General features: G+C 54.2%; 18 protein-coding genes. 10 read left to right on the top strand and 8 right to left on the bottom strand.

Features of this window, described 5'->3' with window-relative positions; all coding sequences use genetic code 11:
* Positions 1-2: 2 nt before the first annotated feature.
* The gene (locus tag ACO6VX_RS20165) at positions 3-509 is read right to left on the bottom strand and encodes a MarR family winged helix-turn-helix transcriptional regulator (RefSeq protein WP_022624551.1); all 507 of its coding nucleotides are present in this window, start codon (positions 507-509) and stop codon (positions 3-5) included.
* A 137-nt stretch (positions 510-646) separates the two neighbouring features.
* Between ACO6VX_RS20165 and ACO6VX_RS20160 the strand changes: the two genes are divergently transcribed.
* The 4 genes from ACO6VX_RS20160 (at position 647) to ACO6VX_RS20145 (ending at position 3,879) form a co-directional block, all read left to right on the top strand.
* On the top strand, positions 647-1,804 hold the full coding sequence (locus ACO6VX_RS20160) for an MFS transporter (protein ID WP_115764881.1): 1,158 nt from the start codon (positions 647-649) through the stop codon (positions 1,802-1,804).
* Positions 1,805-1,871: 67 nt separating this feature from the next.
* Positions 1,872-2,564 carry an aspartate/glutamate racemase family protein gene (locus ACO6VX_RS20155; RefSeq protein ID WP_061902329.1) on the top strand — a complete coding sequence of 231 codons (693 nt, stop codon included), beginning with the start codon at positions 1,872-1,874 and terminating at the stop codon, positions 2,562-2,564.
* A 33-nt stretch (positions 2,565-2,597) separates the two neighbouring features.
* Complete coding sequence (locus ACO6VX_RS20150) at positions 2,598-2,927, top strand: DHCW motif cupin fold protein (protein WP_422431379.1); 330 nt, start codon at positions 2,598-2,600, stop codon at positions 2,925-2,927.
* A 211-nt stretch (positions 2,928-3,138) separates the two neighbouring features.
* Entirely contained in the window at positions 3,139-3,879 is a 741-nt protein-coding gene (locus tag ACO6VX_RS20145) for a YoaK family protein (protein ID WP_010670564.1), read from the top strand.
* 46 nt (positions 3,880-3,925) lie between these two features.
* Here ACO6VX_RS20145 and ACO6VX_RS20140 read toward each other — a convergent pair whose 3' ends face one another.
* Positions 3,926-4,651: an SDR family oxidoreductase gene (locus ACO6VX_RS20140; protein ID WP_010670563.1), complete on the bottom strand. Its 726-nt coding sequence runs from the start codon at positions 4,649-4,651 to the stop codon at positions 3,926-3,928.
* A 99-nt stretch (positions 4,652-4,750) separates the two neighbouring features.
* Here ACO6VX_RS20140 and ACO6VX_RS20135 point away from each other — a divergent pair, with 99 nt between their 5' ends.
* On the top strand, positions 4,751-5,635 hold the full coding sequence (locus tag ACO6VX_RS20135) for a LysR family transcriptional regulator (protein ID WP_010670562.1): 885 nt from the start codon (positions 4,751-4,753) through the stop codon (positions 5,633-5,635).
* Positions 5,636-5,655: 20 nt separating this feature from the next.
* Here ACO6VX_RS20135 and ACO6VX_RS20130 read toward each other — a convergent pair whose 3' ends face one another.
* Both ACO6VX_RS20130 and ACO6VX_RS20125 read right to left on the bottom strand, forming a co-directional pair.
* Complete coding sequence (locus tag ACO6VX_RS20130; RefSeq protein ID WP_010246880.1) at positions 5,656-6,051, bottom strand: (R)-mandelonitrile lyase; 396 nt, start codon at positions 6,049-6,051, stop codon at positions 5,656-5,658.
* Positions 6,052-6,167: 116 nt separating this feature from the next.
* On the bottom strand, positions 6,168-7,184 hold the full coding sequence (locus ACO6VX_RS20125; protein ID WP_033760784.1) for a substrate-binding domain-containing protein: 1,017 nt from the start codon (positions 7,182-7,184) through the stop codon (positions 6,168-6,170).
* Positions 7,185-7,608: 424 nt separating this feature from the next.
* Between ACO6VX_RS20125 and ACO6VX_RS20120 the strand changes: the two genes are divergently transcribed.
* The gene (locus ACO6VX_RS20120) at positions 7,609-7,803 is read left to right on the top strand and encodes a hypothetical protein (RefSeq protein WP_010246886.1); all 195 of its coding nucleotides are present in this window, start codon (positions 7,609-7,611) and stop codon (positions 7,801-7,803) included.
* Positions 7,804-8,272: 469 nt separating this feature from the next.
* On the opposite strand, the gene ACO6VX_RS20115 is transcribed toward ACO6VX_RS20120, so the two are convergent.
* From ACO6VX_RS20115 to ACO6VX_RS20100, 4 genes are all read right to left on the bottom strand, one after another.
* A complete protein-coding gene (locus ACO6VX_RS20115) occupies positions 8,273-8,527 on the bottom strand; it encodes a biofilm/acid-resistance regulator YmgB/AriR (RefSeq protein WP_010246887.1) in 255 nt (84 codons plus the stop codon).
* Positions 8,528-8,688: 161 nt separating this feature from the next.
* Complete coding sequence (locus ACO6VX_RS20110; protein WP_010670560.1) at positions 8,689-8,982, bottom strand: hypothetical protein; 294 nt, start codon at positions 8,980-8,982, stop codon at positions 8,689-8,691.
* 174 nt (positions 8,983-9,156) lie between these two features.
* Positions 9,157-9,402 carry a regulatory protein YcgZ gene (ycgZ, locus tag ACO6VX_RS20105; protein ID WP_422431384.1) on the bottom strand — a complete coding sequence of 82 codons (246 nt, stop codon included), beginning with the start codon at positions 9,400-9,402 and terminating at the stop codon, positions 9,157-9,159.
* A 247-nt stretch (positions 9,403-9,649) separates the two neighbouring features.
* Entirely contained in the window at positions 9,650-9,943 is a 294-nt protein-coding gene (locus tag ACO6VX_RS20100) for a hypothetical protein (RefSeq protein ID WP_010670559.1), read from the bottom strand.
* Between the two features lie 484 nt (positions 9,944-10,427).
* Between ACO6VX_RS20100 and ACO6VX_RS20095 the strand changes: the two genes are divergently transcribed.
* The 4 genes from ACO6VX_RS20095 to ACO6VX_RS20080 are packed head-to-tail and all read left to right on the top strand — an operon-like array spanning position 10,428 to position 13,829.
* Positions 10,428-11,315, top strand: a complete 888-nt coding sequence (locus tag ACO6VX_RS20095; protein WP_407719777.1) for a metal ABC transporter substrate-binding protein — start codon at positions 10,428-10,430, stop codon at positions 11,313-11,315.
* On the top strand, positions 11,312-12,127 hold the full coding sequence (locus ACO6VX_RS20090) for a manganese/iron ABC transporter ATP-binding protein (RefSeq protein ID WP_010246897.1): 816 nt from the start codon (positions 11,312-11,314) through the stop codon (positions 12,125-12,127). The genes ACO6VX_RS20095 and ACO6VX_RS20090 overlap by 4 nt, the downstream gene beginning before the upstream one ends.
* A gap of 2 nt (positions 12,128-12,129) precedes the next feature.
* Complete coding sequence (gene sitC, locus ACO6VX_RS20085; protein WP_010246899.1) at positions 12,130-12,990, top strand: iron/manganese ABC transporter permease subunit SitC; 861 nt, start codon at positions 12,130-12,132, stop codon at positions 12,988-12,990.
* Positions 12,990-13,829, top strand: coding sequence for a metal ABC transporter permease (locus ACO6VX_RS20080; RefSeq protein ID WP_422431389.1), 840 nt, complete (start codon positions 12,990-12,992; stop codon positions 13,827-13,829). Before sitC ends, ACO6VX_RS20080 begins: the two co-directional genes overlap by 1 nt.
* The last annotated feature ends 4 nt before the right edge of the window (positions 13,830-13,833 follow it).

Raw genomic sequence — 13,833 nt, 5'->3', positions numbered from 1 at the left:
CGCTATTCTGCGGCTGTCGCTTCGCCTGGACACGCCAGCAGCAGCGTTTTAAGCAACCTTTCCAGTTCGGCACGCTCTGAAGCGCCAAGCGGTGCCAGCAACGCCTCCTGCGTAGCGGTATGGACGCGGAGTGCATGCTCAATCTGCTGCTGCCCGTGGGGCGTCAGCCCGACCAGCATGCTGCGCTTATCCTCTGGCGCGGCAATACGCTCAATCAGATGCTGCTGCTCAAGACGGTTCAGACGATTTGTCATCGCACCGGAAGTCACCAGCAGCGCCTGGTAGAGCTGGGTGGGCGACAGGCGAAAAGGCGATCCCGCCCGTCGCAATGTCGCCAGCACATCAAATTCTCCCTCCTGAAAACCAAAAGGCTCCAGTGCCTGACTGCGCGCTTTCGCCAGATGTTTCATCAGACGCAGCACCCTGCCGAAGATCCGCATTGAAGAGGCGTCGAGATCGGGCATCGCGTCGTCCCACTGACTGACAACGAAATCAATATGGTCATGCATAAATCACCTTTAAATATTGTGGTTATGTTGTCGGGTTGTGCGCAGCCTCTTAACACCGGGGGAAATTTATCTTAACGTTAAGATAAATGGTGGCAGCCCGGTGCTGTCATCGTCAATCCTCTGTTAAGGCGTCGATGATGAAAAATAAGGTGTTGTTCCCCATTCTGTTTGCCGTGATCGCTTTTCTTATCGGGCTGAATCTGCGGCCTATGCTGGCGATTATCGGCCCGCTGTTCCCGGTGTTGCAACTGCAGGCCGGGCTGTCGGCGATGACGTTCAGTCTGCTGACCACGCTGCCAGTGGCGATGATGGGTCTGGCCGCACTCTCTGGCCCGTGGCTGATCGCCCGCATCGGGCCGGTAAGGGGAATCGCCGCCGGTTTGCTCTGTCTGACTGTCGCTTGCCTGTGGCGCGGGGTTACGCTTACTCCCTCTCAACTGCTGCTCACCGCGCTGGCGGGGGGCGCAGGAATTGGCGTGATACAGGCGCTGATGCCCGCTCTGATCCGGCAACGCTTTGCTGAGGCCGCGGCGACGCTGATGGCGCTGTTCAGCACGGGAATTATGGCGGGCGCGGCACTGACTGCTGCCGGTGCTGACCCGCTGTTTTCATGGCTGGGCCTGCAACCCGCGCTGGCGCTTTCTGGCGGGTTAACGCTGGTCACACTGCTGATCTGGCTGACTTTAGTCAGGCGATCGCCGCAGGTGAGCGTGGCCTCTGATGCAGCGACGCTGCCTGTGCGGCGTACCCTGTTGCTGATGCTCTTTTTCGGCATTGGCACGGGTGCTTATACGTTAGTGCTGGCCTGGCTGCCGCCATTCTATATTCAACTGGGCTGGAGTGCTCGCCACAGTGGCTATCTGCTCGCGGCCCTGACGTTAACCGAAGTGGTGGCAGGATTCATCGTCTCGGCGACGTTACATCGCTTTCCCGATCGCCGTCCGCTGCTGCTCGGCGTGCTGGCCCTGTTGCTGCTGGGGCTGCTGAGTCTGGTCTTTTACCCGGGTACGATGCCGATACTCTCTTCACTGTTACTGGGTACGGGCATCGGTGCGCTCTTTCCGCTGTCGCTGATCGTCACGCTGGATCATGCGCGCAGTGCCAGAGAAGCGGGCATTCTGCTGTCACGTGTACAGGGAGGCGGATATCTGATTGCGGCTCTGATGCCGCTGCTGGCAGGCTGGGTGCGTGATAGCGGAACGTCAATGACTCAGGCCTGGCTGATCATGAGCGCTGGCGTTGTGCTGTTAATGGTGATTGCCCGACGCTTCAGACCTCAGAACAGTATCAACTGAACAAAGCCGTTGCCGATCAATGTCGATCTGGCATGCTGGAATAAAACCCCTGAACCCGGAGTGCATTGTGAAAGTGATTGGTCTGTTAGGCGGTATGTCGTGGGAGTCTACCGCGCTTTATTACCGTATTCTCAATCAGCAGGTTAAACAGCGGCTGGGCGGCCTGCACTCGGCGGAGCTGGTGCTCTATAGCGTGGATTTTCAGCGCATTGAGCAGCTACAGGCCGCGGGCGATTGGCAGCAGGCGGGAGAGATACTGGCTGAAGCGGCACGCAATCTGGAACGGGCTGGCGCGCAGTTCATCGTACTCTGTACCAACACCATGCATAAAGTGGCAGCACAAATCAGCGCCGCAACGGGCATCCCGCTGCTGCATATCGCCGACGCCACCGGACGGCGCATTCAGCAGGCCGGGGTGCGTAAGGTCGGATTACTGGCGACGCGATTCACCATGGAACAGGATTTCTATCGCGGGCGACTTCAGCAGCAGTTTGGTCTTGAGGTGATCACGCCGGATAGAGAGGATCGGATTTTTGTGCATGAGGTGATTTACCACGAGCTCTGTCTGGGCGAGATCAATCCCGCGTCGCGTCGCCGTTATGGTGAGATCATGCAGCAGCTGGTTGCGCAGGGGGCGGAGGCCATTATTCTGGGCTGCACCGAAATCACACTGCTGGTGGATGCCACGGATGCCAGTGTGCCACTGTTTGATACCACGCTTATCCACGCGGAAGAGGCCGTTACCCAGGCTCTGGCCTGACGTTTATCCTGCACTTAGCCTTGAGGGAATCGCATGAAAACTGAAAATCTGCCGTTTGGCCTGACCCAGTGGGATCAGATTGAAGAGACGATTCATCCCGGCGACCAGGGGCAGGCGACCTGGCGAACCGTGAAGTTTAACGATATCCGGGTGCGGATGGTCGACTATTCACCAGGCTATGTCGCCGATCACTGGTGCACAAAGGGCCATATTTTGCTGTGTATGGCGGGTGAGTTGCACACTGAACTGGCAGATGGTCGCCGTTTCGTGCTGACACCGGGAGTCAGCTATCAGGTGGCGGACGATGCTGAACCACATCGCTCCTTTACGTCCACAGGCGCGCAACTCTTCATCGTTGACTGAGTTCACCGTCAGCCTCTCTGGTGATCACCTGCTGGTGAATCATCGCGTCGTTGACACTTTTAAAAGTAAACTGAATCAGCTTTATAAAAATCAGCAAAATTAATGGCTTATTTCATCAGAGTTATCTGGTTCTGACAGGAATAATTTCCATCAGGTTGTATGCTAGAAGCCTTATAAGAACGTTTTGCATTCACCTGAGGTGGGGAAGCCTGTGCTGATAAAAAAGAAGAAAGTTCGTTCGCATACCGAAGATCGACTGCTGGCGCTGGTGCTTGCCACTACCGCCGGCATCCTTAATGCCATGGCGCTGGGCGCGTTTGGATTTTTTCCATCGCATATGACGGGTAACACCTCGCAAATCTCCCAGGAAGTGACCACCAGCGACCTCCATACCATGCTGTTTTTGATGGCACTGATTATTGCCTTTGTGCTGGGCTGTACCGTTGCCCGGCTGGCGGTGGTAGTGGGGATCAAACATAAGTTACGCACCATATTCTGTCTGATCATTCTGGCGGAAGGGGCGGCACTGACGGCGGCATCAATCTTTGAGATCGTGTTCTACCGGCCAAGCTTTAACGGGGAAGTGCTGTTAATGCTGGGCTTTTTAATGGGGATTCATAATGCGACCTCAACGCAGCTCTCCAATGGCCGCGTCAGATCGACCCACATTACCGGCACGCTGACCGATGCGGGTATTGCGCTGGGGTCGTGGATCTTTGCCCATACGTCCCACGCCGTGCATCTTGAAACCGACGATCGTCGCTTTTTCCAGAAGGTTCTGCACACCCATCTGACTACCGTGTTTTCATTCCTGAGCGGCTGTATTGCCGGTCTGCTGCTGTTCAAAGTCTATGGCTTTAACGCCATGGTTGGACTGGGGATATTTCTGATGCTGGTGGCACTGACGGCCATCGCCATCACCGTGCAGCGTACCCGCAGAAGCCTCTACTGACAGTAAAACCGCCCGCCCGATGCACACAGCGCATCGGGCGGGTTGCTTACTGCTGCGTTCGGGTTGGCCGCACCACGATTTCGTTCACATCCACCTCTTCAGGCTGTTCAATGGCATAGCGAACGGCGCGACCAATGGCGTCCGGCTGCAACGCGATAGCGCGATAGTGCTGCATCGCCTCGGCGGCTGCCGGATCGGTAATGGTTGATGCCAGCTCGCTCTCAACCACACCGGGATGGACACAGGTCACCCGTAGCTGACTGTTCTCCTGCCGTAATCCGTCGGAAATCGCCCGCACCGCAAACTTAGTGGCGCAGTAGACGGCTGCGGTGGGCGACACGGCCAGCGCCCCTATCGACGCGATGTTGATGATGTGACCGCGCTGGTGGGCCAGCATGGTCGGCAACACTGACGCAATGCCATACAGCACCCCTTTGATGTTTACGTCGATCATCTGTTCCCACTCTTCCACCCGCAGCGACGCCATCGGTGACAAGGGCATAATACCGGCGTTATTGATCATCACATCCACCCGGCCCCATCTCGCCAGCGCATACTCAACGAACTGCGTCATCTCTTCGCGGCGCGTTACATCAAGCGCTTTGATCGCCACCTCTGCACCATTGAACTGCAGCTCTTCAGCCAGCGCGGCCAGGCGGCTTTCCCGCCGCGCACCCAGCAGCAGAATGACATCTGTTTTCGCCAGTTCACGTGCAATGCCTGCACCGATGCCGCTTGAGGCGCCGGTAATTAAAATCACTTTCTGAGTCATTTTGTTTCTCCAGTCAGGTTGTCACTGGCGATCATACGGCGACTGGATTATAAAGATAATCCACCGAACGCTTTACGCACTGGTAACTCAATCTGACCAATGAATGCCGATAAAAATGCTCTCGAAGTTTTTGTGATTGTGGCGCAGACGCGAAATTTCCGGCTGGCCGCAGAACAATTGGGTGTTACGCGTCCGGCGATCAGCCAGAGTCTGCGGCGTCTGGAAGACCGGCTTAACATCACGCTGATGCAGCGCACCACACGATCGGTTCAGCTGACAGAAGCCGGACAGCGGCTCTATGCCGAAGTGGCGCCGGCGATCAACCAGCTCAATCGCGCCGTGACCGATATTGCCGAACTGGCTGCGGAACCTCGGGGCCAGCTGCGGCTGGCGATCTCCTCGATTGCTGAGCGGATGCTGGGGGGAGAACTGCTGGCAAGCTTTATTACCGCTTATCCGCAGGTGGAGGTGGATATCACCGTCACCGATGAGGAGTTTGATATTGTCGGGCAGGGCTATGACGCGGGCGTGCGGCTGGGGGAGGTGATTGCTCAGGATATGATTGCGGTGCCTGTATCGACCGCGCAGCGTCAGGTGGCGGTGGCGTCACCCGCCTATCTGGCTCGTGCAGGCACGCCGCAACATCCTCAGGATCTGGTCAATCATCGCTGCATCGGCTGGCGAAAAGGGCCTGGTCTGGCCCCTTATCGCTGGGAGTTCGCAGAGCAGGGACGCGAGTTTGATGTTGCCGTCAATCCGCAACTCACCACCAACGACATGGGGGTGATGATCCGCACCGCCTGCGCCGGGGGCGGCATCAGCTTTGGCATGGAAGAAACCTTCCAGCCTTACATCGCACGTGGCGAACTGGTGACCCTGCTCGACGCATGGTTGCCTGCCTTTGCCGGCTTCTATCTCTATTTTCCCAGCCGTAAAAACCTGGCCCCCAAGCTGAGGGCGCTGATCGATCACGTCAGACTTTAGCGACAGAGTGCACGTCTGATTTAGCGCTGATATTGCTGATCGCTGACCTGCTCCAGCCAGTCAACCGGCGAGCCGTTCAGTGACTCAGCGATAGCAATATGCGTCATGGCGTTATCCGGCGTTGCACCGTGCCAGTGCTTCACGTTTTCCGGGATCCAGACGATATCACCGGTGTTCATCACCTGAATGGCTTCACCCTCACACTGAATCCAGCCCTGGCCATGCGTGACGATCAGGGTTTGCCCGAGTGGATGGGTATGCCATGCGGTGCGGGCACCCGGTTCAAAAGTCACCGTTGCGCCACCCACGCGGGCGGGTTCGGTTGCCTGGAATGGTGCATCAATCCGAACCGTGCCGGTAAAATATTCAGCAGGTCCTTTACGCGAAGGCAGCGATCCGTTGGCGATAATTTTCATTACTCACTCCTGTTGTTAACGTGTCATGCACAGTGTAACCGGCAAGCCGGAGCGTGATTAGCCCGCTCAGTCGGCAAACGGTTATGAGCCGGGCTCATTAATTGCCTGACAGTTTTTCAGGCTGTCATGTTGTAACGGGTGATGATGTTGATTTTAGAGTAGGGCGCGGGCGGTTCTGAGGCGGGCAAAAATCCATGAAACGCCAGCAGCGTTCTGAAAGCGTGCAGCGCATCAAGCTGTAAATTATGCTCGATTAATGCATCAATTTTACCGGCCTGCAGCAGTGCACGATTCTCACGATCGAGATCGTGACCAATAAAAGCGTTAACCGTCCGCTTTTGTTCGGCAAAAGCGCGCAGTATGCCGGGATTACCGCCACCGACTGTGTAGACCGCATCTGCATCCGGATGTCTCTGCAAAAACTGTGTCACCGACTGCTGCATCCGGGCGTCAATGCCATAACCGCCTGCCACCACGCTCACCTGATGCTGGGGTGCAAACTCCTGCATTGCTCGCTGAAACCCCTGAATTCTCTCCTGTTCGCCAATGAAATCGTGACTGCCGGTCACAGCCACAATATGCGAACGACTCACCCGCAGCCATTTTGACATCAGAAAAGCCGCCACTTTACCGGCATCAAAATTATCCATGCCGATATAGCGCAGGCGCGCGCTGCCGGGCAGGTCACTCATCATGGTGACCACCGGGACGCGTTGTTTCAGCAGTGATTCAAGGGTGGGATGAAGTTCACCAGAACAGGCTGCCTTAAGAATGACGCCGTGACTATGCAACGCTTTTTTATTCAGCAGCGCGTTAATCGCCTCCGCAGTCAAATTCGCGCCGAAGTGGAAACGCAGCTGAAGTTTAAAGGCAGTAAAACTGGCAATCTGACTGCTGAACGCCTCACGTATCAGTGGCTGAAAGCGGTCAGGTGTATGCATGATGACGTCGAAATAGATCGTTCTTCCCCTGGCGAGTCCCGCTTTTTGCATCAGTTCCAGGTCCGCTATCGCCTGCTGGATTCGGTGCTGGGTTGTGGCATGCACGTTGCCGCGCTGATGCAGTGCCCGGTCGATGGTCGCCAGACTGAGTCCCGACTGGGCAGCAATCTGTTTCAGGGTAAATTTAGCCATGTGCTGCTCGTGACACCAGAGGATGACGATAGTTTTATCATACTGCTGGCCATTGTCAGATGATCATTTGTGAAAGGCTGGTCAGAACATATCAGGCAGGGAAGCCTGCCGCGCAGGTTATCGCAAAAAACAGTGAGTCGAAAAAGTGTTTATAACACATTCAGCCAAAAGTCTGTTTCCGCGATATATAACTATCCAACTCTCAATATACATGGGCATAAATAGATTACAGCGGTTGCTACCACGTTTTGGCTATTTATAGCTTCAGGGCTGCATGGGGTGAAAATAAAGCAAGATAATATTCTGAGGTTGTATAGTTAATAACCTTTTTGCCGCTTCGCTTATATTTCCCGCTTGACGGCTTTTTTGTTTTTTGGCTCCCGCTAATGATAGACTGTATATGCATACACCATCGGGAGGTCGTGTGAAGTACGACAACGATAATGAAATCCGTGCGCTGGTTGGTGCGGTAGTCAGTGATTTGATCAAGGCGGGAGAGCCGGTTCATTTCCACGACATTACGGACGCGCTGTTTCGCCTGAGCGAAGAGACGCGTGACAGCAGGCTGAAAGCATTGTGTCAGGAAGCGATAAGCTTTTTCACTCGTAAGATGCATTAAGGTTGCCAGGCCTGATGCCGGGCGTTGTCCCGGCCTGTGTCATGATAGCGGCCCTGCTACCTTTGACATCGGCGAGAATAAGAGGCATTGCATATTGCTGGCAGCCATTAAAACGGATTTTTTGTGAGTCGTTTGTTTTTTATTCAGCGAGACGGTTGATGACCGCATTAAAAATGTCAGTCAGATCTTTCTGTTGATTATTCATTAGGGGTGGCGAATTTCTGATAAAGAAGTTCGCCTTTTCATTGGCAGGTCTTATTAAGCCTGAATGATCATCATCTGGCATGATTGCAAAAAAGCGTTATCGTCGGGATCAAATCCCTGCTACATCATTAACCTGCAAAAGAATTTTTATATCGGATAATTTCTGTGTGGCATATCGGGTATACAGCGAAAGTGAGGGAAGGAAACAAAAGCGGGCGAGGGGGAAGAGTATCCTGCGTTACCAGAGGTAACGCAGAATGGCGTATCAGATGCCGGTATCGTCTGGCGTGCGGCCAACCACGATTTCCAGCGTTTTGCGTAACACATCCAGCCTGACAACATCTGAAGTGCATTCCAGTTCAGCGATCAAATAGAGGATGATCGCTTTATTGGTTACACGTCCCTGATCAGCAACAATGTCACGAATCACTGCGCCCAGCAGTTCAGTTTCCGGAGCAAGCTGATCGCCTGCGCTACGGAAGTAGTCAATGATTGAAGAATCTGATGATGAATGCTGCATGATTATTCTTTCTCTGAGGAAAATGGGTCAGATGCAATGGTTGAAGTCAAAAACGAGTGTAGGCGCAGTTTTCGTTTTGCCCAGCCCGCCTTAAAAATTCTGTTCAGGTCTGCCGCTTCGCTTAAAATTAGCCGCATGTATCAGGTACGCAGTACGCTCAATCAGTGCTTTTTCGAACCTTCAGGCGGGCCATCACTGTTCATACGATGAGCCGTGTTATCACGTTCGGCACCGTCGCCCTGCACGCGTTTGCGCGCGGCAACCATACCATTACGGACTTCAGTGATGGCTTTGCGAATCACTGACACTTTCACGGCGTCGTCAGCATCAGCAGCCATCAGTTCGAGCTGTGCGATTAAGGCGTTGCTGGATACCGGTTTGTCTGACTTGAGTAATGTCAGAACGGCTTCGCCGATCATAACATCTGTCAGTTTCTCATCTTCACTTCTGTACATACTGGCTTCTCTGATTGCGAATCAATGGCCATGCTGCGGGTCCGTATGCGTCAGCGGGTGCGACTTAGTGCACCCGATACGGGAAGCAGAACTGGGCTTTATTGCTAGGATAGATCTTCCTGGGTGATGGCTGAAACAGGCGTCCTGATTAACATGCACGACCTTGAGAGGGCATTAATCTTCGCGACGAAACAGCATCGCAATGAGTTCATGCAGATGACTCTCTTCTTCTGGCGTGGCAGCCAGTTCAAGGCGACTCAGCAGTTTACTGCAAATCGCTTTCCGACTAAGGCTATGACCTGCGCGCAGAATTTCCACCACAACCGAACCCAGCGTCTCCTGTTGCGACGGTGAGCTGGCCTGATTAAAGTAACGGGCAATATCGCTGATCGTTTCCGGGGCTTGTCCGTTCTGACGCATGTTGTTGTCCTCAGGTGATTTAAATGTATGCACTCTGGATGCGCAAGTTATACATCTTTGCAAAACTTGTACAGAATTTTGGATTTTTGGGATTAATTTTTTTGTGCAAAAAGTGCTAAGACTTTTAAAACAGGGTGTTACGAGGAGTTTGTAGCGAGGTAAAAATTGTACCAGATTCTTGTATCATTCACACCCCACCGACGCTCCGACCTGAATATTAAGGCCGGAGAGGAACGGCACACCTGGGTTAGTGTTTAAAGAAGATGTCATCGGCAGAGACGGGAGCAGCGGGCTCTTTGCCAGTGGTTTTGGCAAGCCAGTTCGCCGGGGCGGTGCTGCGGGAACCGATGGTTTTGAACCCCATCAGCCATTGAAGCGCATGCTGCATCTGCTCAAGGCGAGTCTCATTAACTTCAGAGTCAGCCATGACCCTTAGTTCATTAATCAGCAGTTCAACATTCACTTCCTGACCGGCATTAAACAGGTTCATTGCGGCTTCGCCAATGATGACATTCGCTTTTTCGTCGCTGGAAAAATACAAATTATCCTCCTGGGTGATTGCGGTAAGTAACATTAACTGTAGCAAAAAAATTTACGAAGCTTAATCAATTCAGCCTATCAATAAGATTATTTTAATTGTCGGTCTGCTATGCGTGTCATGTGAGTGCCGCCAGGTGTCAGAACGCTTTTCGGTAAATTGCGCCGTCAGGATGGGCTTTTTGTAATCCTGTTATCGTTCCTGCGGTTTACTCAACCACAGATGAGAAAGGCGTAAACCCGGTTATAGATATACATCACGCTTTCCATAAACTTCCCATCATTGAAATTAAATTTCTATATATCAACAAGTAAAGCGATTCGCTTACAAAACTTCACATTCGGGTCCAGACGCTGAAGAAACTTCACAACCCTTCGCTGTTACAAAGGTATAGCCTGTGCTATAAAAAATAGCCTATGCTAATTATGTTCTGTTTTTAATCACCTCTGGAGATCGCCCTATGGTCCCGAAAAGAAAAATAACCATAATGCTACTGAGTGCGCTACTGACAACCCTGATGGCGACCAGCAGCTATGCAGCAGAAAAATTTAAGGTAGTGACGACGTTTACGGTCATCGCTGACATGGTAAAAAACGTGGCGGGCGATGCGGCCGAAGTCACTTCCATTACCAAACCGGGTGCTGAAATACACGAATATCAGCCGACGCCCGGCGATATCAAACGGGCGCAGGGTGCGCAGTTAATCATGGCGAACGGGCTTAATCTCGAACGCTGGTTTGAGCGCTTTTATCAGCATCTGGATGGGGTGCCGGAAGTGATTGTCTCTGCCGGGGTAAAACCGATCGGTATCGGCGAGGGGCCTTATAACGGTAAACCAAATCCGCACGCCTGGATGTCTCCGGACAATGCGCTGATCTATGTCGATAATATCCGTGATGCGCTGGTGAAATATGACCCGGCGCATGCGGAGACCTATCGTCAGAACGCAGCCGCCTATAAGCAAAAAATCACCGCAGCGCTGGATCCGCTTCGCCAGCAGATTGCCGACATCCCGGAGGATAAACGCTGGATGGTGACCAGCGAAGGCGCATTCTCCTATCTGGCTCGCGACCTGGGCATGAAAGAACTCTACCTGTGGCCTGTAAATGCTGATCAGCAAGGCACGCCGCAACAGGTGAGAAAAGTGATCGACCAGGTGAAGAAAAATGCTATTCCAGCGGTGTTCAGTGAAAGCACCGTGTCGGATAAGCCAGCCCGCCAGGTCGCGCGGGAAACGGGTGCGCATTACGGTGGGGTGCTTTACGTCGACTCATTAAGCAACGCTCAGGGACCGGTGCCGACCTATCTGGATCTGCTCAGAGTCACCACGGAGACGCTGGCGCAGGGCATTAAAGCGGGAGAGAAAGCGCAATGACAGACACCATCGTTGTTTCGGATGTCACCGTGACCTATCGCAACGGTCACACCGCGTTGCATGATGCCAGCTTCAGCGTGCCGGGCGGATCGATTGCGGCGCTGGTGGGCGTCAATGGCTCAGGTAAGTCAACCCTGTTCAAAGCGCTGATGGGCTTTGTCCGGCTCGCCAGCGGCAGCATCTCAGTGCTCGGCATGCCAACTCGTGAAGCACTGCGTCAGAGTCTGGTCGCATATGTGCCGCAGTCGGAAGAGGTGGACTGGTCTTTTCCGGTGCTGGTGGAAGATGTGGTAATGATGGGTCGCTACGGTCATATGGGCCTGCTGCGTCGACCGAAACCGCACGACCAGCAGATTGTCAGTGATGCGCTGGCGCGGGTCGATATGCTGGATTACCGCCATCGTCAAATCGGTGAACTCTCCGGCGGACAGAAGAAAAGGGTATTTCTGGCGCGCGCCATTGCCCAGCAGGGCAGCGTTATCCTGCTGGATGAGCCGTTTACCGGCGTGGACGTTCAGACTGAGGCCAGAATCATCAGCCTGCTGGGTGAGCTGCGCGATGAAGGCAAGACCATGCTGGTCTCAACGCATAATCTGGGATCGGTCACGGAGTTCTGCGATTACACCGTGATAGTCAAAGGCACCATTCTGGCCAGCGGCCCGACGCGCACCACCTTTACCGCCGCCAACCTTGAGCGTGCATTCAGTGGGGTGCTGCGTCATGTGATGGTGAAAGGGCTGGACGATCAGATTATCACCGACGATGAGCGGCCTTTTATTGCGCCACGTACGGCACCTGAAGACGGAAACTGACCATGGAACTGTTACTGGAGCCTTTTGGTTATCACTACATGCTCAACGCGATGTGGGTCTCCGCCATGGTCGGCGGCCTGTGTGCGTTTCTCTCCTGCTATCTGATGCTCAAAGGCTGGTCGCTGATTGGCGATGCGCTGTCGCACTCCATCGTGCCGGGCGTAGCGGGTGCTTACATGCTGGGACTGCCCTTTGCGCTGGGCGCGTTTCTCTCAGGTGGGCTGGCGGCGGGCAGTATGCTGTTACTCAATCAGCGCACCCGCTTAAAAGAAGATGCAATCATCGGCCTGATCTTCTCCTCCTTCTTTGGTCTGGGTCTGTTTATGGTGTCGCTCAATCCGACCGCGGTAAACATTCAGACCATTGTGCTCGGCAATATTCTGGCGATTGCGCCCGCAGATATACTTCAGCTGGCGCTGATTGGCGGGCTGTCGATCATCATTCTGCTGTTTAAGTGGAAGGATCTGATGGTCACCTTCTTTGATGAGAATCACGCGCGCGCTATCGGACTGCGTCCTGAACGACTGAAAGTCCTCTTCTTTACCCTGCTGGCAGTCTCAACCGTGGCGGCGCTGCAAACCGTCGGTGCATTTCTGGTGATCTGTCTGGTGGTGACGCCAGGCGCGACGGCCTGGATGCTCACCGACCGCTTCCCGCGTCTGCTGATGATTGCCGTAGCGATTGGCAGTATCACCAGTTTTCTCGGTGCGTGGGCGAGTTACTACCTGGATGGCGCAACGGGCGGCATCATCGTGGTGGCGCAGACGTTGTTGTTCCTGCTGGCGTTTGTCTTTGCGCCCAAACATGGCTTGCTGGCTAACCGGCGTCGTGGCCGCCATCGTCCCGAAAAGGAGCCTGGCTGATGTCGATCTTTGAACCTTTCCAGTTCGCTTTTATGAACAGTGCGTTGCTGATTGCGCTGGTGGTGGCGATCCCCTGTGCGCTGCTGTCGGTCTTTCTGGTGCTGAAAGGCTGGGCGCTGATGGGCGATGCCATGAGCCATGCGGTATTCCCCGGCATCGTCCTCGCCTGGATGGCCGGGCTGCCGCTGGCGGTGGGCGCGTTTGTCGCCGGTCTGTTCTGTGCCGTTGCCAGTGGATTTGTGCAGGACAACAGTCGCATCAAGCAGGATACGGTGCTGGGAATCGTCTTTTCCGGCATGTTCGCGGTGGGATTGATCCTCTATATCGCCGTGAAACCGGAGGTGCATCTTGATCACATTCTGTTTGGTGACATGCTGGGTATTACGGGCGCTGACATAATTCAGACCTCGCTTATCGCAGCGGTGATCGTCGGGGTCATTGCGGTGAAATGGCGTGATTTTATGCTGTTCAGTTTTGATCCGCAGCAGGCGCAGGTCTCTGGCTTACCCGCACGCTGGCTGCATTATGGGCTGCTCTGCATGGTCTCGCTGACCATTGTGGCGACGCTGAAAGCAGTAGGGATTATCCTGTCGATTTCCCTGCTGATCGCGCCCGGTGCTATCGCAATTCTGCTTACCCGCCGCTTTTCACATGCGCTGCTGGTGGCGGTCGTGGTGTCGGTGCTGGTGTCGCTGAGCGGGGTCTATCTCTCGTTCTTTATCGACAGCGCGCCAGCACCCACGATCGTGGTGCTGTTTGCACTGGTATTTATTGTGGCGATGGTGATTTCAGGTCGCAAAACGCGACAGCTTGAACGTCAGCGGCTTAATGCCAGCTGACTGG

The sequence above is a fragment of the Pantoea sp. BJFS-204 genome (assembly GCF_049310725.1).
GTDB classification, from domain to species: Bacteria; Pseudomonadota; Gammaproteobacteria; order Enterobacterales; family Enterobacteriaceae; genus Pantoea; species Pantoea agglomerans.
This window is presented reverse-complemented; position numbering and strand designations above follow the sequence as displayed.

Coding starts and splice junctions, on each gene's coding strand:
- ycgZ (WP_422431384.1), bottom strand. CDS start 9,402: ATGCGTCAGAACGGACAAGCCCCGGAAACGATCAGCGATATTGCCCGT.
- ACO6VX_RS20115 (WP_010246887.1), bottom strand. CDS start 8,527: ATGCAGCATTCATCATCAGATTCTTCAATCATTGACTACTTCCGTAGC.
- ACO6VX_RS20095 (WP_407719777.1), top strand. CDS start 10,428: ATGCTACTGAGTGCGCTACTGACAACCCTGATGGCGACCAGCAGCTAT.
- ACO6VX_RS20080 (WP_422431389.1), top strand. CDS start 12,990: ATGTCGATCTTTGAACCTTTCCAGTTCGCTTTTATGAACAGTGCGTTG.
- ACO6VX_RS20140 (WP_010670563.1), bottom strand. CDS start 4,651: ATGACTCAGAAAGTGATTTTAATTACCGGCGCCTCAAGCGGCATCGGT.
- ACO6VX_RS20160 (WP_115764881.1), top strand. CDS start 647: ATGAAAAATAAGGTGTTGTTCCCCATTCTGTTTGCCGTGATCGCTTTT.
- ACO6VX_RS20125 (WP_033760784.1), bottom strand. CDS start 7,184: ATGGCTAAATTTACCCTGAAACAGATTGCTGCCCAGTCGGGACTCAGT.
- ACO6VX_RS20130 (WP_010246880.1), bottom strand. CDS start 6,051: ATGAAAATTATCGCCAACGGATCGCTGCCTTCGCGTAAAGGACCTGCT.
- ACO6VX_RS20150 (WP_422431379.1), top strand. CDS start 2,598: ATGAAAACTGAAAATCTGCCGTTTGGCCTGACCCAGTGGGATCAGATT.
- ACO6VX_RS20110 (WP_010670560.1), bottom strand. CDS start 8,982: ATGTACAGAAGTGAAGATGAGAAACTGACAGATGTTATGATCGGCGAA.
- ACO6VX_RS20135 (WP_010670562.1), top strand. CDS start 4,751: ATGAATGCCGATAAAAATGCTCTCGAAGTTTTTGTGATTGTGGCGCAG.
- ACO6VX_RS20165 (WP_022624551.1), bottom strand. CDS start 509: ATGCATGACCATATTGATTTCGTTGTCAGTCAGTGGGACGACGCGATG.
- ACO6VX_RS20090 (WP_010246897.1), top strand. CDS start 11,312: ATGACAGACACCATCGTTGTTTCGGATGTCACCGTGACCTATCGCAAC.
- sitC (WP_010246899.1), top strand. CDS start 12,130: ATGGAACTGTTACTGGAGCCTTTTGGTTATCACTACATGCTCAACGCG.